The sequence below is a fragment of the Haloferula helveola genome (assembly GCF_037076345.1).
GTDB lineage: Bacteria > Verrucomicrobiota > Verrucomicrobiia > Verrucomicrobiales > Akkermansiaceae > Haloferula > Haloferula helveola.
Genome location: NZ_AP024702.1, coordinates 3569089 through 3590453 on the forward strand (window position 1 = coordinate 3569089; position 21365 = coordinate 3590453).

15 protein-coding genes are annotated in these 21365 nt (G+C 64.1%); 8 read left to right on the forward strand and 7 right to left on the reverse strand.

Going from position 1 to position 21365, the window contains the following annotated elements; genetic code table 11:
• Window positions 1–89: 89 nt before the first annotated feature.
• From HAHE_RS13460 to HAHE_RS13475, 4 genes are all read right to left on the reverse strand, one after another.
• A complete protein-coding gene (locus HAHE_RS13460) occupies window positions 90–1691 on the reverse strand; it encodes a LamG-like jellyroll fold domain-containing protein (RefSeq protein ID WP_338685133.1) in 1602 nt (533 codons plus the stop codon).
• 6 nt (window positions 1692–1697) lie between these two features.
• Window positions 1698–2234, reverse strand: a complete 537-nt coding sequence (locus HAHE_RS13465; protein WP_338685134.1) for a sigma-70 family RNA polymerase sigma factor — start codon at window positions 2232–2234, stop codon at window positions 1698–1700.
• 334 nt (window positions 2235–2568) lie between these two features.
• Complete coding sequence (gene pdeM / locus HAHE_RS13470) at window positions 2569–3225, reverse strand: ligase-associated DNA damage response endonuclease PdeM (protein WP_338685135.1); 657 nt, start codon at window positions 3223–3225, stop codon at window positions 2569–2571.
• 245 nt (window positions 3226–3470) lie between these two features.
• Window positions 3471–5285, reverse strand: coding sequence for a GAF domain-containing protein (locus HAHE_RS13475; protein ID WP_338685136.1), 1815 nt, complete (start codon window positions 5283–5285; stop codon window positions 3471–3473).
• On the opposite strand from HAHE_RS13475, the gene HAHE_RS13480 reads away from it, so the two are divergent.
• The gene (locus HAHE_RS13480; RefSeq protein WP_338685137.1) at window positions 5284–5958 is read left to right on the forward strand and encodes a biliverdin-producing heme oxygenase; all 675 of its coding nucleotides are present in this window, start codon (window positions 5284–5286) and stop codon (window positions 5956–5958) included. The two genes, HAHE_RS13475 and HAHE_RS13480, sit on opposite strands and share 2 nt — an antisense overlap.
• 58 nt (window positions 5959–6016) lie before the next feature.
• On the opposite strand, the gene HAHE_RS13485 is transcribed toward HAHE_RS13480, so the two are convergent.
• Entirely contained in the window at window positions 6017–6637 is a 621-nt protein-coding gene (locus HAHE_RS13485; protein ID WP_338685138.1) for a helix-turn-helix transcriptional regulator, read from the reverse strand.
• A gap of 138 nt (window positions 6638–6775) precedes the next feature.
• Between HAHE_RS13485 and HAHE_RS13490 the strand changes: the two genes are divergently transcribed.
• From HAHE_RS13490 to HAHE_RS13510, 5 genes are all read left to right on the forward strand, one after another.
• Window positions 6776–7078 (forward strand): hypothetical protein, encoded by a 303-nt coding sequence (locus HAHE_RS13490; RefSeq protein ID WP_338685139.1) that lies wholly within the window; start codon window positions 6776–6778, stop codon window positions 7076–7078.
• A 98-nt stretch (window positions 7079–7176) separates the two neighbouring features.
• Window positions 7177–7734, forward strand: coding sequence for a sigma-70 family RNA polymerase sigma factor (locus tag HAHE_RS13495; protein ID WP_338685140.1), 558 nt, complete (start codon window positions 7177–7179; stop codon window positions 7732–7734).
• Window positions 7701–9260 (forward strand): LamG-like jellyroll fold domain-containing protein, encoded by a 1560-nt coding sequence (locus HAHE_RS13500; protein ID WP_338685141.1) that lies wholly within the window; start codon window positions 7701–7703, stop codon window positions 9258–9260. Before HAHE_RS13495 ends, HAHE_RS13500 begins: the two co-directional genes overlap by 34 nt.
• Before the next feature lie 87 nt (window positions 9261–9347).
• Window positions 9348–12698 carry a sulfatase-like hydrolase/transferase gene (locus HAHE_RS13505; protein WP_338685142.1) on the forward strand — a complete coding sequence of 1117 codons (3351 nt, stop codon included), beginning with the start codon at window positions 9348–9350 and terminating at the stop codon, window positions 12696–12698.
• A gap of 66 nt (window positions 12699–12764) precedes the next feature.
• The gene (locus HAHE_RS13510) at window positions 12765–15041 is read left to right on the forward strand and encodes a hypothetical protein (protein WP_338685143.1); all 2277 of its coding nucleotides are present in this window, start codon (window positions 12765–12767) and stop codon (window positions 15039–15041) included.
• On the opposite strand, the gene HAHE_RS13515 is transcribed toward HAHE_RS13510, so the two are convergent.
• Window positions 15038–17503 (reverse strand): ligase-associated DNA damage response DEXH box helicase, encoded by a 2466-nt coding sequence (locus HAHE_RS13515; protein WP_338685144.1) that lies wholly within the window; start codon window positions 17501–17503, stop codon window positions 15038–15040. The genes HAHE_RS13510 and HAHE_RS13515 overlap by 4 nt on opposite strands.
• A gap of 133 nt (window positions 17504–17636) precedes the next feature.
• Here HAHE_RS13515 and HAHE_RS13520 point away from each other — a divergent pair, with 133 nt between their 5' ends.
• On the forward strand, window positions 17637–18209 hold the full coding sequence (locus tag HAHE_RS13520; RefSeq protein WP_338685145.1) for a hypothetical protein: 573 nt from the start codon (window positions 17637–17639) through the stop codon (window positions 18207–18209).
• Window positions 18210–18229: 20 nt separating this feature from the next.
• Window positions 18230–18997, forward strand: a complete 768-nt coding sequence (gene fdhD / locus HAHE_RS13525; protein WP_338685146.1) for a formate dehydrogenase accessory sulfurtransferase FdhD — start codon at window positions 18230–18232, stop codon at window positions 18995–18997.
• A gap of 89 nt (window positions 18998–19086) precedes the next feature.
• Here fdhD and HAHE_RS13530 read toward each other — a convergent pair whose 3' ends face one another.
• Window positions 19087–21306 (reverse strand): FdhF/YdeP family oxidoreductase, encoded by a 2220-nt coding sequence (locus tag HAHE_RS13530; RefSeq protein WP_338685147.1) that lies wholly within the window; start codon window positions 21304–21306, stop codon window positions 19087–19089.
• Window positions 21307–21365 lie beyond the last annotated feature (59 nt).

The window sequence follows — 21365 nt, forward strand, 5'->3', positions numbered from 1 at the left end:
TCCAGAGTCGGCGAAAGGCCGACCGGGTCCCCGGCTGCACTCGCCCGCCGCCAGAAATCAAGTTCAGAAGGTAGCTCGCCAGTCGGAGCTTACTCGGACAAGGCTCCAAAGTGGTCGCGAACCTCATCGGCACCGAGCACGCGGGAATAGAGGGCGACCTCGTCGATGCCGCCCTGCCATTGGCGCTTCTCACCCTTTTCGAGTGGCTGCAGGCGACCGATGATCGGACGCAGGGTGGCGTTCAGGAAAGGAAGCTCGGTTGTCATTTCATCCGAGAGCCTGCCGTCGATGTACAGCCGAAGTTCTGAGCCGCTACGGGTGAAGGCGATGTGGATCCAGCGGTGGAGCAGGTAGGCTTCGTTCGAGTAGACATTGACGCCGCCATCGTAGCCGGCGGGAGTGCGGGTCAGGGCGCGGATCGCGAAGTCCGGATGGATATGCCCGATGTGGTTGCCCCGCCGGCCCATGCGTTCCAAGGCGATCTGCTGCGGGCGATGCTTCACATGGGAGAACGGTCCGGTCTTCGGCGACTCCCTGTCGAAGTTCTCGAAGATCACGATCGATCCGTAGTCCTTCGCGGTCGGATGGACCAACATCTCGACCGTGAAGCCGGACTCGGTGTCGAGTTCCGGGATGCCTGCGTCGGGAGCTACGAAACCGGAGTGCTGGCCTTTGTCGGTGAGGAGGAATCCCCGACCACCTGAGCCGGCCACGAGTGGCGTTCCGTTGATCTTGAGCGGGGCGGAGGCGGTTTCCGACGGAATGGTGTCATCGCTCGTGGACTCGAACCGCCACCACGCGGCGGGTTCGGAACCGCGCACCTTTTCCGCGTAGTCGTTCCCCGCCGGTGATGGGGGAATCGCCTCCTGCGCGAGCGGACGGAGGAAGGTCTCGCTGGCCTCGGGACTGTCGACCAAGGTGTCCGTGATCCTCACCGAGTCGCCCTCGTGGAGCAGTCGGTCGGCCCGGGTGCGACCTCCGCTGTCGGTGGTGGTCGCATTGACAAGGCCTTCGAAGACGTGGACATCGGCCACGCCGCTGTCGCTGACTTTCACGGCGAAGGCCGTGCCGAGATCGACTACGGCCCCGCTGGGAACGCGGATGATGTAGGCGTCTTCGCCGTCGGCCATCTCAAGTGCCGCCTCGCCTTTCGTGAGCAGCATTTCGGTGTCGGTCAGAAGTTCAAAAGCCGCCGGAGCCCGCACCGTGAGCAGTTGTCCGGCGGCGAGCTCGATCAGCAGGGTGCCGGACTTGAGTTCCACCGGTCCGGTCCGGAGCTGGAGGCCCGGGGAGGGAGCCGCGGACAAATTCCATTGGACCCCTTCGCTGCGGGCGGTCACGCCGAGCACGGGTCCCGTCACGGTGGCGACGGGTGCTTCGGTCGGAACGCTGAAGTCGCGGTTGGCAAACCAGATTCCGAGGCCGAGAACGCCGGCCAGCAGGGCGGCGATGGCGAGCGGAATGATCGGGCGACGCCGCGGCTGGAATGGCACCGGCGCGCCGGCCGTCATTTCGAAGTGCTCTTCAAGTTCCAGGTGGGTAGTGACGAACTCGCGGTAGTAGGTGCGGGCATCCGGGTCGTCGCGCAGCAGTTGATCCAGCTCCGCGGCTTCGGTTTCGTCCAGCAGTCCGTCTACCAGCCGCGAAAGCCGGCGTGAGAGGTCCTGGTATTTTCGTTCGTCGGAGGACATCGCGGCTCAGGCAGGTGGGGTGTCGAGATAGAGGTGGCGGCGCACGCAGGTGACAAGCGTCGTGCGGCTCTTCTCCAGCAACCGGTAGAGGCTGTGGACGCTGGACTTCTGCCGGGTGGCGAGATCGGAGACGCTTTCGCCGCCGGTGTAGCGGGCCATCAGGACCTCCTTGGCGCGGGGAGTGAGATCAGCGAGGCAATGCTCGAGGGCGCCGCGGGCGCGATCGGCATCGGTTTCGGTCACCGGCTCGTCGGCGAGCAGTTCGAAGAGCTCATCGGAGAAGACCAAACGATCTCGGCTGTGCTTCTTGCGGAGCCTCAGCACCTCGAAGTAGCCGATCCGCATCGCCCACGGGAGGAACTCGCGCTCGCGGTCATAGCGATGGAACTCCTTCCACAGCGTCCGCGCGGTCTCCTGCATCAGGTCGTCGAGATCCTGTGCCCGCGGATGCAGGCTGAAGAGGTAGTTCCGCAGGGGGCGCTGGCTCTTGAGCATCAGCTCGAGGAATTCCTGCGAGGAGTCGTCTGGCGTGGGTTGGGTCATCGTTCCGATTCGAGCGTGTGGCCGTCTGCGGGGAATGAGCCGCAGCACCGGAAAATTCGCGCGATTCTTTGATGGGGTGCGCCGGAAGGGAAGTGACCGTTTTCTTTAAAAAACAGCGAGGCCGCCGGAGTCCCACGTCCGGCGGCCTCTGATTTGTCAGAAATTCCCACACCCATGGGAAGAACGACTGTGCTGTTACCCTTACTCGAACTCCGCTGTAACGCGGTGTTCAGTAGGATAGACCCTTCACCTTAGTGAACGTTCAAAAGATTCGGGTATTTTTTGAAAATAATTATCCAACCCCTGTGAAATAAGGGATTCGGGGGCCACATTTTCAGGGGAAGCGATCGACCGGCAGCTCTTGGATTCGGTCCTTGAGGGGCACGAAGACCCGGTCGCCGGGCTGGATTTCGATCGGATGGGTGCCGGTGAAGGAACCGAATCCAGGGAGGGCGAGGATCTCTTCGGAGAGATGGAAGCAGGGGATGCGCAGGCTGCGACGGGGGCTGTCCGGAAGCCGGACCGAAGGATGGAGATGGCCGCAGATGGCCGGGCCGGGGACGTCGAGGTCGGCCGGATCGTGGATCAGCGTCACGCCGTCGATTTCCAAATTTCGCGTAATCTCCAATCGGAGGGAGTGCCGAGCCAGGTGGGCGCGGCGGTCGTGATTGCCCTCGATCAGTTTGGGCTTTGCCGGGCACGACTCGAGCCACGCCCGGAGCTGCGAGACGATCTCCGGATTGAGTCCATCAGCGGCGTGCACAAGGTCGCCGGTAATGAGGAGATCGCGGGCTCCGGTGCTTTCCAGAAGGTCGGACAGGCGCGCGAGATCGGCGGCGGTTTCGCCCTCGGGAACCGGGACGCCGCGCGCGCGGAAAGTCGCGGACTTCCCGAGGTGGAGATCGGACACCACCAAGGCGCCGTGGTCGGGCAGAAATGCCGCGGCGGCGGGAAGGAGTTCGATCTTGAGAGCGGAAAGAGCGATCAGCACGGGCGGGCGCAACCTACAGCAACTTGCGCATTTTCGTAGCCGCGTGACAGCGAATGACCACAACGGAATTCAGATCAGGAGCTTCAAGTGAACCGCGAAAGACGCGAAAGGCCGCGAAACTCAAAGACAGAAAGTCATTCCGGATTCTACCGATTTAGCGGGATTTCGCGATTTTCGCGGTTGAATCTCTTCATCGAAGCTTAAGCGGGTGCACGATGAAGAAAGCGGTCGCAGCCAAGCCCGGCTCATCCGTTGGGGCTCCGGATGCGCAGGCTGTAGCCGACCAGTTCCCCTTCGTCCCGCAGCGTGCCGAATTCGAACTCGGTGCCATTGCGGCGGAACTGCCGCGGACCGTCGTCGATCGTGAGATCCGCCAGCGGCGGGGTGCCATCGTCGGTCTGCCACAGTGCGATCTGGTCGAAGTGGGTGATCGACGCGAGCTCCCCGTCGAGTGCTTTCGGATTGGCGTAGACCACCTTGCCCTCGGGGTCGGCGAAGATCAGCGCGTTCTCGGAATCGTGATGGGCGATCCGGAAACGGCGGGCTGCCGGGGTCTCGATGATTTCCCGGAAGGTCTGGGTGGTGATCACGATGTCGATCAGGGTCGAGCGGACGGTGCTGGCCATATCGAGTTCGGCCTCCGACCACGGCTCGCCACAGCCGCGGACATTCTCCTTCCAGATCGCGAACGAACGGCGCGGGCCGAGCTTCCCCTCATCGTTCATCTCCGTGTGCCGGGCCGGGTCGCCGGCCCATGAGATCGAGATGTCCTGGGCCTTGCGGAAAATGAGGAGCGCGTCGTTGCGGAAATTGGAGAGCGGGATCCAGAGTACGCCGCCGATGGATGGAGGCAGCCCGGCGTCCGGGAAGTCGGCCGGCGCCCGGTCGGACGCGCCGACGGAGTTTCTACGGTCTTTGCCGTAGGCCTCGACGAGGCGGTCGACCCACGCCGCATCGATGCCTTCTCCATGGGTCCGGGTCGTTCCGCCGAAGCGGAGGGCAAGGCCGTCGGCCCGGAGGGTTTCGATCACCTCGGAGGCGATCGACATCATCACCGGCGGCCAGTCGGTGGTGAGCGTGACGCATTGGACGAGCTTGTTGGCGAGACGGGCACACGCGAGGTCGCTTCTCAGTTTCTTCTCGCGGGCGGCACCGGAGAGATCGACGGCCAAGTGGCCCGTCAGGGTGGCGATCCGCGACTGGTCCTTCGCCGACAGCGTCCTCGGGCTGCCGTGGTGGCAGGAGATCAGGCCCCACAACTCGGAACCGACACGGACGGACGTCACGAGGCTGGCCGCGACTCCCATGTTCTTGAGGTATTCGATGTGGACGTCGGCCGGCTGGCGGTAGCGCGAGAGCGACATGTCGAGGTCGCCTTCGCCGTGGATCGGAACCGACGCTGCGGACACGTCGCCGATCAGCCGTAGGTCGTTCCTCAGGAAGAGATCGCGTGCGGGCTTCGGGATGTCGCCGGCCGGGTATCGAAGACCGAGGTAAGGTTCCCAGTCGTCCCGCCGCGACTCGGCGATGACCTCGCCTGAGAAGTCGTGGAGGAAACGGTAGATCATCACCCGGTCGAAGCCGCAGAGTCTGCGGAGCTCCGAGGTGACGGTTTCAATCTTGGCGTCGAGTTCCTCGGTGCTTTCGATGCGCTCGAGGCACTCGCGGATTTCCAGGTCCCAGTCGTCGCCCATGCCGGGCACCTCGTCGGTGGGATCCCACTCGAGCACGAGCCGCGTCTCCGACAGGTAGGCCCAACCCTGGATCGGGGCTCCTGCAAGCGGCTCGATCACCACAGGCATCGGGCCACGCCCCTTCCATGCGGTGGTCCGGCGAAGCAGGTTGACGATCTGGGTGTTGCCCAGCCACTCGTCCGGATGGAGCTCCAGATTGTATCCGGTAATCGACTCGGTGCCCTCGCTGGCGTGGCTGAATCGGCCGGCCGGGAGGTTGATCGCGACCAGCGCTTTGCCGTGCTGGAGGCGGCCGATCAGATGGATCGCCTGATTCTCGCAGTCGAGATCGGTCAGTGGGGTCGACGGTTCTTTCGAGGTCTTCATGATGGAAAAAGGCGCGTCATGCGGGCTTGCGTTCGGCGGGGGTCAAGGTGGATGGATGTTCGGTATGGGGAGTGCCCGCGATCATCTGAGGGAAGCGACGTCCGGCGCTCACGCGCGCCTCGACCGGCATGTTGTCGTCGAGTCGCTGGTCAGCGGGCGGATGGGCCGGACGGAATACTCGCGCCTGCTGCGTGGATATTTCGGCTGGTTCCGTCATTGGGAAACGGCGATGCGCGAGACGCGCGCGGAGGTGGTGGAGATGCTCGGTCCGGAACGCTTCCGGCGTTCGGAGTGGCTTGCGGAGGATCTCGCCACGCTCGGTCATCCGTCGGAGCCGCTCATTGACGAAGCTCCGGCTCCGCTCGACGGCGCGGCCTTGGCGGGCCAGCTGTATGTGATCGAGGGATCCACGCTCGGAGGAGCTCATCTGGTTCGCGCCGGCGGCGGTCTGCCGGGCGGAGCGAGCCGCTTCTACGAGGGTTACCGTGGAAACACCGGTCCGATGTGGAAGGAATTCCTCGATTGGCTGGAGCCTGAAATCCCTAGCGAGCGTGAACGCGACGAGGCCGCGGCGGCGGCGACGCGGGTGTTCGACTCGTTTGGCGGGATGTTCGATCGTGTCGTGGATTCGGCTTGTGTTGAAGAGGCGCATCGGGGGAGCGACCCGCAATGATGGGAAGCCTGTCCTTGGTTGAGAAAGTGATTCTCTGCGCATTTTTTCAGAGAGCCTGTTAGGTGGGAGGTTGGCCGGTGTCGCGCCACTGGTCGCGGAAAGCGCGCGGCGAGCTTCCGGTGGCTTGACGGAAGTTCCGGTTGAACTGGGACATGGATTGTCCGGAGACATGCTGGGCGATCTCCGCCATCTGCAGGCGGGGTTGCTCAAGCATCAGGCGGATCGCCAGCGCGGTCCGCTCCTCGCCGAGGAACTGACGGAAGGTGCCACCGGTGATTTCCCGGAATCTTTCGCCAAGTGCGGCCGGGCGCACGCCGAGGTGGCGGGCGATGGAACCGAGATCGAGTTCGCGGGTCGGGTGATCACAAAGAAGCTTCCAAGCGACGCGCACTTCGGTCGGCCAAGGCAGGGGGACGGCGGTTTGCTGGCACCAGGCCTCGGCGGACGACAGCATTCGCTGCGCGGCCGATTGGCGCCATCGCATCGGACCGGTGGGCATGGCCACGGCCCAGCCTGTCCCCGGAGCGGACGTCGGTGTTTCACAATCCGGTTGGATCGGTCCCTCCGGAGAAATCATTCGGGGGGAGCGTCCGGTGAGGTGTTCGAATGCCAGCAGATAGTCGGGCCATGCGGGGTGCGAAAGCGGTCCCACAACGCCCGGCAAGTCGGGTTTCTTCATGCCAGGATAGAGGATCGGGTGTATGATTACGGGTTCTGCAATATTGATCGGTAACGAGCCCCGATCCATTCAAAGACGCAAAAAGATTTCCGGTATTTTTCTTCCGTGTTTTTACCCAGTCGCTAGCATGCAAAACGCATGAGCAAGCCTTGGACCCTACTGAGCCGGCACGGACAGGCGCTGGTGAGCGTCGCCGGAAATCCCGAGATCCGCGTCACCCAACTCGCGGCTGAACTGAATGTCACCGAGCGCTCGGCCCGCATGATTCTGACCTCTCTGCGTCAGTCCCACGCGCTCGAGGTGACCCGCTTGGGCCGGAACAACACCTATGCGGTGGACCTCGATTTCCGCCTGACCCACCCGCTCGAAAGCCGGCTCTCGCTGCGCAGGTTCCTTGAATTTTACGGCAGCAGCGTGACGCCGCTCGACCGTGCCGGTTGAGGCGAGGGGGTAGGGACGGAGGTCGCTGTACGAATCGTGTTAACTTTTGGGTCGTCTGACGCCGTGGTTGGCAGAGAATCGATTGTTCCGACCGAATCATGGCTTTCCCGCTCCACGCCCTGCCCTCCGACGGAGAATCCGATCCGTCGGCTGAGTTCGTGTCGCTGATGGTGCAGCACCAGCGGACCCTGCTGGCCTTCATCCTCGGGCTGATGCCGGTGCGGGCGGATGCCGAGGAGATCCTGCAGCGGACGAACATGATCCTGTGGAAGAAGCGCGAGGACTTCGAACTCGGGACCAGCTTCCGGTCATGGGCATTCACCGTGGCCCGTTGGGAGACGCGGGCATTTGTCCGGGAGAAGGGTCGCAAGTCATGGCTCGTCTATGATGACGAGGTGGCCTCGCTGCTGGCCGACCGCCTGGCATCGGTGCCGGTTCCCGGTCTCGGCGAACGCGCGGTGGCGCTGCGCAAGTGCCTCGCCGGACTCAGCCCCGAACACCGGGCGCTGATTGTCGCGCGCTATCAGGAAGGTCTGAGCTTCGGCGAGTGTGCCGAGCGGTTCGAACGTTCGGAAGGCGGCATGCGTGTCACCCTTCACCGCCTCAAAACCACGCTGCGCCGGTGCATCGTGAAACGCATGGAGAGATCGTCATGAGTCAGGACCGCGAAAGACTCGATCAGCTGATCAGCAAGTATCTCGACAACGAAGCGACCGATGAGGAGTCGGCCTGGCTGGTGGCGAGGCTGGGGGATTCCTCGGCGGACCTCGACGTAATGACCGACCGGCTCCTGATCGAGGCCGAGCTGCTCCATCTCGGAGCGGAGGGTGATCTGGAGTCTCGCGAGCCGGCACGCCAGCCACTGTGGTGGCGCCATCCTGCATGGGTTTCGGTCGCTGCGGCGGCCGCCTTGGTGATGCTGGTCGCCGGGATCATGTCGCTGATCGCGACGCCGGATCCCGAGCCATTCGCGACGTGGCAGTCCTCACCGGGCAGCGTGATTTCGGTGACCGGCGGGGCGGATGAGGAAACCCACCTCAGCGAGGGCTCGACCCTGAGGGTTTCCCAGGGCTGTGCCGAAGTGCAGTTGCGCGACGGCGTGCGTTGCGTCGTTCAGGCGCCTTCCAGTCTGACGCTCGAGTCCGAGGGCAGGGTTCTGCTCAAGGATGGGAGGGCCCGATTCCATGTCGAGAAGCAGGCCCGTGGATTCACGGTCATGACTCCGGATCTGAAGGTGGTCGATCTCGGCACCGAGTTCGGGGTCGATGCCCGCGGCAAGGATCGTGGCGAGGTACATGTGATGACCGGTCTGGTGGAAGTGACCACCCGCTCCGGACGCGAGGCCACGACCCGTGTGTCCGCGGGCAAGGCGGTGGCCGTGGCATTGGTTGGCGAGCTTGAGGCGATCCCGTTCGACGCCGCGCCTTTCCTCAACGAACTGCCGGGCGGTATCCCGGCGATCCGTTTCCCCTTCGATGACCGGGAGGGCGACAGCTTCCACGGCGAGGGAACCATCGCGCGGCGGAGTGGAGCCCGCTTCCAGCTTGGCGGGCCGCACGCACCCGGCGTCGGTGACGGCCGCTTCGGCAAGGCTCTGGAGTTTTCCGGCGAGCATTACATCCGCTCCAGTTGGAAGGGGATTTCCGGAACGCAGCCGCGGACGGTTTCTTTCTGGGTGAAGATTCCTTCCGAAGTCGGGACGGAGCCCTTCCCGCTGGTTTCGTGGGGGCAGGGTCGGGACCCTGGGGCGATGTCGGACTTCGGGATTCGTCTCGGCGGACAGGGGAGAATCCGGATCGTGTCCGGACGACGTTGGCTTGAGGGAGGGATCTCGATCGCCGACGGGGGGTGGCACCACGTGGCGGTCATCTTCGGAAGCTACCAGCGAGGATCGTGGCCGGAGGCCAAGCTCTACATCGACTCGGCGGAAGACCGGTTGATCCCCGGGGAACCGTGGCGGCATGAAAAGGCTTCGCTCGATACCTTCTCGACCGTCATCGATCACCCGTGGTCGGTGCCCGTGACGCTGGGTCGGTTCGGTGACGACGAGCGAACTTTCCTGCCCGAGTTGCAGGGGTCGATCGACGAGCTGATCATCGCCGAGGGGGTGGTGACTCCGAAGCAGGTGAAGGCCCTGTTCGAGAACCGTCTGGACGAAAGCGGGCTGGATCTCGGCCGATGATTCCGGGATTTCCCGAGACGCGCTTGCTAACATCACGTCCCGTACCGGCTGTGGCCGGGCGGAGGGTGACCCGCCTCCCGTAAACCCATGCTCAAACACTCCCTGATCGCGATCCTTCTTGGCGTCGCCTCATCCCGTGCCGCCGTCATCTCGCCCGTCAACGTGACGACGACGCTTGGCCCTGATTTCTTCTTCGATGACGCCGCTACCGGCGGAAACGACAACAACACGACCCAGTTCGTCCGCGAGATTTCCGGCTACTGGACCAACGGCGCGACCGTCACGCTGAAGGGGATCGGTTGGGCATCGTCCGCGTCAGGCACCACCGCCACCACGGCGACGGTTACTTTTACCGATCCCGGGCCGGACGATGCTTTTGATACGGCCGACGATGTCGAGGTCGGCAGCGTGACGGACTCCCTCAACTACACCGGAGCGGGAGAGTATGCGTGGGACTTCGACGCCGACGTCGTGTTCGTGGCCGCTTCGGCCTCACTGAGAATCCGGATCGACTCGGACGGAAACATCCGTCGCAAAACGACCGGCGGCAGCCTGCAGTCGGCGGTGAAGCTGAGCCTTGCCGGGAGTTCCGTGGGAGGCGACCCGCCGCCGGTGGTCAATGCCGCGGAAGCATCCGGATTCTGGGACACAGTAGCGTGGGACACCGGCAGCGGTTCGGTCACGGGCGATCTTCAGGATGCGGATACCGCGCTGGTCGGCAATTACCGCAAGATCACGTTTCGCGGAGTGCCCTCCGGTGAGACGGTGGAGACCCTGATTCTGGGAAACAGCGTGTCGGAAACGGGGCAGGGCACGCTTGTCGTGGACAGCGGCACGTTGAATGTCACCGGTGATGCCACGGTGGGCCGTGCGGACTCCGCGAACGACTCGTTCATCGAGGTGAGCGGTGGCACCCTGTCGATCGCGGGCAACGCTGCTTTCGGACGCGACACCGAGGCCTGCGACGGATCGCTCACGGTGGCCGGCGGAACGGTCGAGGTCGGTGGTGACCTTGAAATGGGAGGCTTCGAAACCGGCGGCTCGATGCTGCGTTTCCACAATCCCGGAAGCTCGGCTCCGGTGGATGTCGGCGGGTCGCTCACGTTCGGCCGCTGTTCGCTGGATCTGACCTTCGATGCCGGCTACACGCACACCCCCGGTCAGGTGATCACCTTGGTCGAGTATGTCTCCCGCGACGGACAGTTCGGCAACTTCCGGCGTGGTGACGAGTTCAACTGCGGGCCGAACCGCTATCGCATCGACTACGATGTTTCCAGTGGAGGGAAGCTCGGCATCACCCTGACCGCGCTGGCGAACTGGTCGACCGCCTCGACGCCTCCGAACATCGTCTTCATCTTCTCCGATGACCAGGGCTACTCGGACCTTTCGCTGAACGGTCATCCGGAGTGGGCAGCGAAGTATCCGATGCCAGAACTCGACGCGATCGCGGCGGCCGGCGCCCGCTTCACGGACGCCTATGTCACCGGCGGAGTCTGCCATCCGTCGCGGTGCGGCATTCTGAGCGGTCGCTACCAGCAGCGCTTCGGCACCGACAACAACCTGAGCGGTCCGAGTTACAACGGACTCGCCGTTTCGCAGCGGACGGTGCCGCGTCGACTGCAGGGTCTCGGATACCGGACCTACGGCGTCGGCAAGTGGCACCTTGGCGACACGGTCGTCCACCACCCGAACGTCCGCGGTTTCGACCGCTGGTACGGGATGTGGTCCGGTTCACGGAGCTACTATGCGAACACCACCGAGCCGCGGGTCTTCCAGAACCAGATGACTCCGGATTTCGCGGGCGAGACCGGCGACTACCTGACCGACCGGATCGGTGACGCGACGGTTGACTTCATCGACGAGCACGTGCTCAACCACCCCGGACAGCCGTTCTACATCTACATGTCGTTCACGGCAGTTCACGGGCCGATGGACATCCAGGCGATGGACCCGAGGTTCGCCCGTTTGCAAAGTGAGTTTGGGCTGAATGCATCGGACTACGACAATGCCCCGATCATCTTCAGCGGCTCGAACCAGAATGCGGTCGATGCCAACCGTTACGAGCTCGCGGCGATGACCCTCGCCCTCGATGAGAACATCGGCAAGGTGGTCGACAAGGTCGACAGCCTCGGCCTGACCGATAACACGATCTTCGTCTACATGACCGACAACGGCGGTGCCGGGTGGAGCTCGGGCAACGGCGGCAACTATTCGTACAACCAGCCCCTTCGCGGATACAAGGGGAGCGGCATGACGGACGGGTCGATCCGGGTGCCGTGCGCGATGAAGTGGCCCGGCACGATCCCGGCCGGGCAGGTGGTTTCCGATCCCGTGATCTCCCTCGATTTCCTCGCGACCTACGTCAATGCCGGCGGCGCACCCGTCGCGGCACGCAATGGTCTGGACGGTCTTGATCTGTTGCCTCTGCTGAAGGACGGCACGCCTCTGCCGGAGGACCGGGTGCTGACGTGGCGGGCCGGCGGCAATGCGGGCGGAGGCTCGGCGATCCGCATGGGCGACTGGAAACTTCTGATCTCCGACGGCTCGCAGACGGAGAGTCTCTACCATCTACCGAGCGATCCGGACGAGAGCTCGAACCAGATCGGCTCGGAGCCGGGAATCGCGACCGAGTTGAGAGCGCGGTTCGACGCTTGGGAAGCCGCGACCCTACCTCCGTTTTACGGCACATCCGGGATCGATCTGGATGCGGGCCTTGAGCGTCATGGCATCACCGGCGGGTACCGGTTGAAGAATGGCGGGTCCGGCCTGGCATGGCTGTCCTCGCCCTTCCGCACCTCTGTTCCGCTGGGTGGCGACTTTCATTTCCGCTTCCTCGCCCGCTCGTCGGAGCCGTCGGTCGGCGCCGATGCCGAACTTGCGTACGGGCTCGCCGATTCCGCGAACCGCAACCAGTTCATCCGTGCGATCGTTGACTTCGGGCAGGGAGAAATCCGCCTCGAAAACGGTCGTTCCGGGGGCAGTGCGAGCGCGGCATTGGCCGGGGTGCCTACCGAGTTCGTCGAGGGAGGGCTGGAATTCGATTCAAGCTCCAACCAGCTCACGTTCTGCTTCGGAGGATCGAATGTGGTTCTCGCCCTCGATGGCGGATACGGGCCGCTCAGCCACGTCGCGGTCGGGGCCGCGGGCATGGAGGGCGAGATTACCACCCTGACTCCGGTAGATGGCACCGGCTTGGGCGCCGATGCCCGTAATGTGCTTCCAATTCCCAATGGCGGCCTCGTCGATCTGGCGGTGCTGTTCGGTTCGCTGCCGCCGTTCACGCCGCTGGTCGAACGGAGCGGAACGCTTGGCGGCTTCGCCGAGGACCCGGAGGCGCTGGTCGAATCCCTCGGGGGCGGACTCTTCCGGGCGAGCTGCGTCGCGACTCCCGGAGCGGATCGCGAGTTTTTCCGGTGGAATCTCGGAGTGTCGCGTTAACAAAGCGGGCGCACATGGCTGTGGATGGTGCCGAAGGAATTCTTCGCGCGTCTCCAAACCCATCCCATGAAAACCGAAAGACCCTCGAGTCCCTCCGTATCTTCGTCCCTCGCGCTCCTCTTTTCCCTCGGTCTGCTGCCTGCGGCAGCGGCGAGTTTCGAAGAGGTTGCTGCCGAAGGTGACAATATTGGAACGACCTACCTTTTCGACGGCAATGCCAGCACTGGCGGCAACGATTCGAACAGCGATGGCGATCCAGAGTCGATTTCGTTCATCCGCAGCTGGACGCTGATCGGCGGCCCGGCCGAGGTTTCGGTGACCGGCCTCGCCTTCGGGGTGCCGGGCGGGGCAAACACCGACGGAAACGTGATTACCGCCGAGATCACGTATCTGGGAGCCGATGGTGTCCTCGGCGGCGGAGATGACGTGGTGTTCGGGACCACCCAGGCGACCATGAACTTCACCACGGGAGCCGGGCGCTACGAATGGGCATTCGATGCGCCGGTGACCGGCACCATCGACGGCTCGGGTAGCGCCTTCGAGGTGAAGCTGACTTCCTTCCGGGCCGACAACGGGGGCGAGACCTACAACATGCGGTTCAAGACGACGTCCGGAGCGAGCCCCAACAACGTGAAGATCGACATCGCTGGCACGAGTGCCGCGGCGACCGACACCGACTCGGACGGGATTCCCGATGCGTTCGAGGACAACGGGGGTGTGTATGTCGGACCCACCCAGACCGGCACGGATCCGAATGATGACGATTCCGATGGCGACAACCTGATCGACGGAGACGAGCTCTACGGGCTGCCCGTCACCGGTTTCTTCTCGGATCCGAACCTGGCCGACACCGACAGCGACCTGATCAATGACGACGTCGAGAATTCTGGTTCGGCCAACGTGCTCTATTCCAACGAGCCGACCGATCCGAGTGATCCCGACAGCGACGACGACAACCTGACGGACGGCGAGGAGATCAACACCCACGGAACCGATCCGAATGATGCCGACACCGATGGGGACACACTTTCCGATGGAGACGAAGTCCTCGTCTACGGAACCGATCCCGCCGACCTTGATGGAGACACCGACAACGACACGCTGCCCGACGGCTGGGAAGTGGCGAACGGGCTGGATCCGAATGATAACGGCACCGTCGATCCCGACAACGGGGCGGCGGGTGATCCCGACAACGATCTTCTGGCCAACTCGGACGAATACAACGGCGGCACCGCCAGTTCCGACCCGCAGGATCCCGACACCGACAACGACGGTTTGGACGACCGCTTCGAGTGGGACTCCACCGGACTGGGTGGCTTCCTTTCTTTGCTCAGCCGCGACACCGACGGCGACGGCCTGGGCGACAAGTTCGAGGTCGACAACGGTCTCGATCCGTTCACCGACGATGACTTCGATGCCGACCTCGTCACCGACTTCGACGAGGTGATGATGTATGGCTCCGATCCGAAGGACATCAACAGCTTCCCCGGCGACGGCATCGCACCTGCGGTGGGTGGTCTGACGCCGATCACGAACTTCGGCACGGTGGGAGTGACCGCCAATCTTCCGCTGCCGCCGATGGGAGGGGATCCTGCGTCACTCAACTCCGCGGTGGTCAACGAAGCGGCCCAGGGCGGGGACGATCTGGACTACGCGGGCGGCGTCACGGATTTCACCGTGGTGTATGATAGTGCCCTTCCGGCCGCAGGCACCAACGTTTCCATCACCGGCTTCGCCTGGGTGGTAACGGGCGGCACGACGAACAGCGACGGCGATATCCGCGTCGAGTTCTACGATCCGGAGGCAGCCGACGGTGACCCCGATTTCGACGGAGTCGATGCCGAGACTTTCCTTGGTTCGGCCACCGGCACCCTCACGACGTCCGGCACGACCGGCGTCTCCTACTGGGCCTTTGACACTCCGGTCAACTTCACCAGCGCGGGGACCGGAATCGCGGTGAGGATTCTCAGCACCGAGAAGCTGCGGCTCAAGGCGCAGGAGAACATCGCTACCGGCTTCCGCTATTCGAACCAAGGCGACGGGATCTTCGCGATCAACAACAGCGTGCGCCTGACCCTGTTCGGAACCGCCGCGCTTCCGGGTGGGACGGCGATCACCGGCATCACCAGTTCGGGTGGCAACGTGACGATCTCGTTTACCGGCACGCCGGGCAATCCGGGGCTCTTCACCGTCACCGAGTCTGCCGATCTCGTCACCGCCTTCACCGCGGTCGATCCGGGTGACATCGTGACCGGTGTCACGGAAGGCGCCGCCGGGGAGTACAGCGTGGTGATCGATGTCTCCGGAAAGGGGCCGAAGTACTTCTTCCGTATCGAGGACTAGCCCGACCCGCGCGCCTCGTCGGTGAGGCGCGCGAGCATCGCCTCGAGCCGGGTGGCGACATCGCCGGCCGGCATGTGGGCTGACAGGCGGTCGGCCCACAGGGGGAAGGCCATCGGGGTGAGGCGTTCGGTCTCGACTAGCTTCAGCGGACGTTCGGCAATATCGTCGAGCGTCCTCTTCAGCCGGGTCCACTCAAGCTGCCGGTGGAGGATCTCGCGGCGCGATTGCTCGAGCAGGAGGTTGTCCGGATCGTAATTGGAAAAGACTTCGAACAGAAGCGACGAGGAAACCTGCAGGTCGCGGGTCGGACGTCGCTTGCCGGGCAGGTCGGGGATCAGCAGTCCGGCGACGCGCGCCACCTCGCGGAATTGTCGTCGCGCCATCTCGGCGGTGTTCATGCTCTTGAGCAGGTCGTCGGTCAGCTCCGCCGGATCGAGGGCGGCTCGCAGCATCGACTCATCGAGCGAGAGCCCGTGTCGTGCGATCAGCGAAAAGCCGTAGTCGTTCTGGGTGACATCGATCGATTCGCCGATCTCGCGTGAGATCCGGAACGCGGCGAGTGCGGCGAGGCCCTCATGAACCAAGCGGCCCGCGAAGGGATAGATGAACAGATGTTCGCCTTCCTTGGTGCGGGTGAACTCGACGACCAATTCGCGCGTTCCCGGGAGCGAGGACCAACGCTGCTGGATGTTCAGGATCGGCGTGACCGCGTCGTGCTCGGCGGCTGGAGCGCAGGGTTCGTGGAGACGCCTTGCGACGGCGGACGCGAGTTCGGTGGACAACGGCATCTTGCCACCGTTCCAGATCGGGACCTGGCCGCGGTGTTTCGTGGTCGAGACCCGGACGGTTGCCGTGAGTTTGTGAAAGCGGATGAGCTCGAGCTGTCGCCCGCCGAAGATGAACGCCTGCCCCGGCCTCAGTTTGGTGATGAAGCTTTCCTCGATCGTTCCGAGGGTTCTGCCGCTGGCGAACTTCACCGTGATCGCCGAGTCGCTGGTGATGGTGCCGATGTTCAGCCGGTGGAGTTGGGCGGCCCGCTTGTCGTCGAAGCGCAGGACACCCTTCACAAGTCGTGCCTTGCGGTACTGCGGATAAGCCTTCAGCGCGCTGCCGCCCTCGGTGATGAAGCCGATGAGCCACTCCCACTCGCTTGCGTCGAGATCCCGGTAGGCGAGGGTATCGCGGAATTCCTCCAGCAAGGCTTCGGGCCGGTCCGGTTCGCCGAGCACGCAGGTCAGTGTGTGTTGGACGAGGACGTCGAGTGGCTTGCGGAGCAGCGGGCGTGACTCGATCTGTCGCGCGTGCCACGCATCCCGCGCCGCGGCGAATTCCAACAACTCGAAGGCGTGGCTCGGGACACCGACGATCCTGCTGGTTTCTCCCGGACGGTGACCCGACCGGCCGGCGCGTTGGGCGAGTCGCGCGATGCCCTTCGGGCTGCCGACCTGGATCACCTGGTCGACCGGCGCGAAGTCGACACCGAGGTCGAGCGACGAAGTGCACACGACACAGCGCAGCGTGCCGCCCTTGAGACCGGCCTCGACCGCGGCGCGCTCCTTGCGGGCAAGAGATCCGTGATGCATTGCGATCCGCTCACGCAGGTCGGGCATCGCTTCGCCGATTTCCTGAAACCAGATCTCCGTCTGCGAGCGCGTGTTGGTGAAGAGCAGGGTCGATCCCGCATTCCTGATGCGCTTGGCGACCGCATCGACCATCTTGGTACCGAGGTGTCCCGACCACGGAAAGCTTTCGATCTCGTCCGGGATCAGCGTTTCGATCTCGAGCGGCTTCTCAAGCTTCGCCGAGAGGGTCACGGCTTTGCGGTGGGACGGCCCGAGCAGCGAGTCGCGGGCTTCGTCGAGATTGCCCAGCGTCGCGGACAGTCCCCAGATCCGGAGTTGCGGAAACCACCGGCGCAGGCGGGCGAGGCAGAGTTCGGTCTGGATGCCGCGTTTGGTGCCGAGCAGTTCGTGCCACTCGTCGACCACCACCGCCCGGAGATGCCGCAATTTGTCGCGGAAATCGGAGTGGGTGAGCATCAGCGAGAGGCTCTCGGGAGTGGTGACCAGGCAGAACGGCAGCCGCTCGCGGAGCTTGGCCCGGCGGTAGGACGAAGTGTCGCCGGTCCGGGCCTCGACGTCCCACGGAAGGTCGATCGCCTCGATAGGTTCGCGGAGGGACTTGAGCGTGTCGGACGCCAGCGCGCGCAACGGCGTGATCCACAGCACGGAGCAGGGGGCCGGTTTTTCCGAAGGGTGCGCCGAGAGCGCTTCGTCGAGCGGGCCGAGCCATGCGGCGAGAGTCTTGCCGAAGCCTGTCGGCGCGTGGAGCAGGCCGGACTTGCCCGAGCGGTAGGCGTTCCAGCACTCGGTCTGGAATTCCATGGGCTCGCCTCGTGCGTCGCCGAACCACTTGGCGAGCGGGTCACTGAGCGGGAGGGAAGGAACGGATCGGACGGGCACCGCCATCAGCCATGGTCCGGGCGCCGGGAAATGCCAGCGGGAAATCGAGTGTGGCCTCGCCTTGGCTTGGCCGGTCGATGTAACCTTCGGGAAGCGGCGTGCGTACCGCTTCCGGAATTCCACCCCTCCAATCATGAAACGCCTGATCCTGCTGACCCTCGCGGTCCTCGCTCCGTTTTCCGCCGCCGATGAGAAACGCGATCCTGTCGAGGATACGCTGCGCGAGGCATGGGCCGAGTACAAAACCGGCAATTACGACGTCACCCGCGAGAAGCTCGCCGAGGTGATGAAGATGCTTGAGGAGAAGGACGCCGAGAAGATCGAGGAGTTGCTGCCGAAGGAACTCGACGGATGGGAAGGCGAGACACTCCAACGCGACGACCTGGGTGCTGTCGGTGGAGGGCTTTCGATTTCAAGGCTCTACGAGGACGACAAGAAGAAGGTGACCGTCAAGGTGGTGAAGAACTCACCGTTGATGAAGACCCTCATTCCTTTGCTGGCGAACGAGCAGTTGATCGAACTTTCCGGCCGCAAGACGCACCGCATTTCCGGCGAGACCGCGGTGATGGATGGTCCGAAGAAGCTTCAGATGGTGCTCGATGGGCGCATCTACGTGGAACTCGCGGGCAGCGGCGAGGCGGAAGAGAAGGACATCGTTTCCCTCGCCCGCAAGCTCGACCTCCGGGCCTTGGAGAAGATCAAGTGAGCGGCTCCGGCGAGTCTCCGATGGACCGCGGTTTCTCCGCGCGCTCGGCCGAAGGGAAGATCAAGGAGGAGCGGGTCGCGGTCGAGGAACCGCTGCAGATCACGCTCGACGGGCATCCGGTTGCGGTGGTGATGCGGACGCCGGGTCACGATGCCGATCTGGTGCGGGGTTTCCTTGTGACCGAGGGCATCGTTGCTTCGCCCGCTGTGGTCCGGAAGATCGAACATCGGGACAACCACGCGTTGGTCTTTCTCGACGACGAGGCCGATTTCGATCCTGCGAGCCTGCGGCGAAATCTCTTCAGCGCGTCGTCTTGCGGGATCTGTGGAAAGGCCAGCATCGAAGGAGTGTTCAGTCACTTTGAGCCGCTTCGGGAGATTGCTCCGTTTTCAAACTCATCCTTGCTCGGCGCTCCGGAAAAACTCCGGGCGGCGCAGCCGACCTTTGACGTGACCGGAGGGCTGCATGCAGCCGCTCTCTTCGACCGGGCGGGACAGATGCTGGCCCTGCGTGAGGATGTCGGGCGACACAACGCGGTCGACAAGGTGATCGGTCATGCGCTCGCCGGTGAACTTCCGATGGAGGACGGCTTCCTGATGGTGTCCGGGCGGGTTTCGTTCGAGATCCTGCAAAAGGCGCTTGGGGCAAGGATTCCGCTGGTGGCGGCGATCTCGGCGCCGTCATCGCTGGCGATCGAGTTCGCGGGCAGGTCCGGCCAGACGCTCGTCGCTTTTCTGAGGCCTCCGAAGTTCAATGTGTATGCGGGGGAGGTGATGTGGGAAAGGTAGGGCTGAGCGCCCTCGCTCAGCCGTGGTAGTTCGGATTCAACAGGTCGGGCGGCGGCGGACCGGGGCGGTCCGCCCTACCTTATCGTCCATCAGGATCCCTCGATCGTCACCTCGACGCTCTTGCTGGTCGGCGTGTTGCTTCCCTCCGCCACGCTTCCGACCGGGATCAGTTCGTTCGCCTCGGGGAAGTAGGCCGCGGCCATGCCCCGGGGCATTTCGTAGGGCACCGCGCGGAAACCGTGCACGCTCCGGCTACGGTCATTCCAGTAGCTCGTGATTATGACTTCATCGAGCGGACGGATACTGCGCTCCTTCAGATCGTCCGGGTTGGCGAAAACAATCCGCCGACCGTTGGCGATGCCGCGGTAGCGGTCGTGGTTGCCATAGACGGTCGTGTTGAACTGGTCGTGGCTGCGCAGCGTCTGGAGGATCATCCGGCCGTTCCGTGCCGAAAACGCATCCAGCTCCGCGGAAGAGAACTCCGCCTTTCCGGACTCCGTGTTCCAGACCCGCTCCTTGGCCGCATTCGGCAGGTAGAAACCGCCGGGCTCGCGGACCCGCTCGTTGTATCGCTCGAATCCCGGTACGACCGCCTCGATCCACTCCCGGATCCGGTCATAATCCTCAGCCAGCCAGCGCCAGCGGACGTTGCCGGTATCGCCGACCGTGGCCTCGGCGATCCGGGCGACAATTTCCGGCTCCGAGAGCAAGTCCGGCGATGCCGGTGTCAGCCGTCCCTGTGATGCCTGCACCACGCCCATCGAGTTCTCGCAGGTGACGAACCGGCCGCCGTCGTCCTCGCTGCGGCCGAGGCAGGGGAGGATCAAAGCGCGTTGGCCGTGAATCAGGTGGCTGCGGTTGAGCTTGGTCGAGATGTGGCAGGTCAAGCGGCAGCGCCGCAGGGCCTCGGCGGTGAAGGAGGTGTCCGGTGTGGCCTGGGCGAAGTTGCCGCCGAGTCCGACGAACACCTTGGCTTCGCCACCGTGCATCGCGAGGATCGAGCCGACGGTGTCGACCCCGTGTTTCCTTGGTGAGGTGATTCCCGCTTGCAGGTCGAGGGCGGCGAGGAACTTCTCGGGCATCTTCTCCCAGATGCCGACGGTCCGGTCGCCCTGCACATTGCTGTGACCGCGCACCGGGCAGAGTCCGGCTCCGGGGCGGCCGATCGCGCCGAGCATGAGGTGGACGTTGACGATTTCGCGAATCGTCGCGACCGCGTTGCGGTGCTGGGTCAGACCCATCGCCCAGCAGGTGATGACCTTCCTCTCGCCGGATGCCATCAGCTCGGCCAGTTCGCGGATCGCGTCGCGCGAAATGCCGGAGAGTTCCTCGATCCGCTCCCACGGCGTCGACTCGACCGTTTTACGGTAATCATCGTAGCCGGCCGTGTGTTCGGCGACGAACGTCTCGTCGGCTTCAAGGTACTTGGCGATGCCCCGGAACAGCGCCATGTCGCCATTGATCCGGACCTGCAGGTAGGTCGATGCCAGTGGCGTGGCTTTTCCGAGCAGTCCGGAAAGCTTCTGCGGGTGGGCAAAGCCGGTGAGCCCGGCCTCCTTGAGAGGGTTGATGGCGATCAGTTTGGCCCCGCGCTGCACGGCCTCTTCCAGCGTCGTGAGCATCCGCGGGTGGTTGGTCCCGGGATTCTGGCCGGCGCAGAGGATGACGTCGGCTTGCGCGAAGTCATCGAGGCTCACCGTGCCTTTGCCGACACCGATCGCGGCGTTGAGGGCGGCCCCGCTCGACTCGTGGCACATGTTCGAGCAGTCCGGCAGGTTGTTGGTGCCGAAAGCGCGGGCGAGGAGTTGGTAAAGGAAGGCCGCCTCGTTGCTGGCGCGGCCGGAGGTGTAGAAAACCGCCTCATCCGGCGAGGCGAGCCCGTTCAGTTCCTCGGCAAGGATGGCGAACGCTTCATCCCACGAAACGGGCTCGTAGTGGTTCGCACCCTCGCGCAGTAGCATGGGTTCCGCGAGCCGGCCTTGGCGGTCGTGCCAGGCGTCGTCGCGCGACATCAGGTCATCGACCGAGTGTTGGGCGAAAAACTCCTGTCCGATGGTGGCCCGCATCGCTTCGGAGGCGACCGCCTTGGCTCCGTTTTCGCAGAACTCGGCGACGGATCGCTCGTCATCGGGATCCGGCCACGCGCAGCTGGGACAATCGAAGCCGCCGATCTGGTTGAGATCGAGCAGTGCCTTGGTACCGCGTGCGACACCGTCGCGGCCGATAACATGCTTGAGTGATGACGCCACCGCCGGCATGCCTGCCGCCCAGGTTTTCGGATCGCTGACTTCGGGCGACTCGTCGCTCATGACCGAAACCTATCAGCGGGTGGCCGGGGTAGCCAGTGGTCGCTGAAATGGAAAAGGCG

Excerpts from the sequence above, each read along its gene's own strand:
- HAHE_RS13520 (WP_338685145.1), top strand. The coding sequence starts at position 17,637 with ATGAAACGCCTGATCCTGCTGACCCTCGCGGTCCTCGCTCCGTTTTCC.
- HAHE_RS13475 (WP_338685136.1), bottom strand. The coding sequence starts at position 5,285 with ATGAAGACCTCGAAAGAACCGTCGACCCCACTGACCGATCTCGACTGC.
- HAHE_RS13480 (WP_338685137.1), top strand. The coding sequence starts at position 5,284 with ATGATGGAAAAAGGCGCGTCATGCGGGCTTGCGTTCGGCGGGGGTCAA.
- HAHE_RS13510 (WP_338685143.1), top strand. The coding sequence starts at position 12,765 with ATGAAAACCGAAAGACCCTCGAGTCCCTCCGTATCTTCGTCCCTCGCG.
- HAHE_RS13530 (WP_338685147.1), bottom strand. The coding sequence starts at position 21,306 with ATGAGCGACGAGTCGCCCGAAGTCAGCGATCCGAAAACCTGGGCGGCA.
- HAHE_RS13485 (WP_338685138.1), bottom strand. The coding sequence starts at position 6,637 with ATGAAGAAACCCGACTTGCCGGGCGTTGTGGGACCGCTTTCGCACCCC.
- HAHE_RS13465 (WP_338685134.1), bottom strand. The coding sequence starts at position 2,234 with ATGACCCAACCCACGCCAGACGACTCCTCGCAGGAATTCCTCGAGCTG.
- HAHE_RS13495 (WP_338685140.1), top strand. The coding sequence starts at position 7,177 with ATGGCTTTCCCGCTCCACGCCCTGCCCTCCGACGGAGAATCCGATCCG.
- HAHE_RS13460 (WP_338685133.1), bottom strand. The coding sequence starts at position 1,691 with ATGTCCTCCGACGAACGAAAATACCAGGACCTCTCACGCCGGCTTTCG.
- HAHE_RS13505 (WP_338685142.1), top strand. The coding sequence starts at position 9,348 with ATGCTCAAACACTCCCTGATCGCGATCCTTCTTGGCGTCGCCTCATCC.
- fdhD (WP_338685146.1), top strand. The coding sequence starts at position 18,230 with ATGGACCGCGGTTTCTCCGCGCGCTCGGCCGAAGGGAAGATCAAGGAG.
- HAHE_RS13490 (WP_338685139.1), top strand. The coding sequence starts at position 6,776 with ATGAGCAAGCCTTGGACCCTACTGAGCCGGCACGGACAGGCGCTGGTG.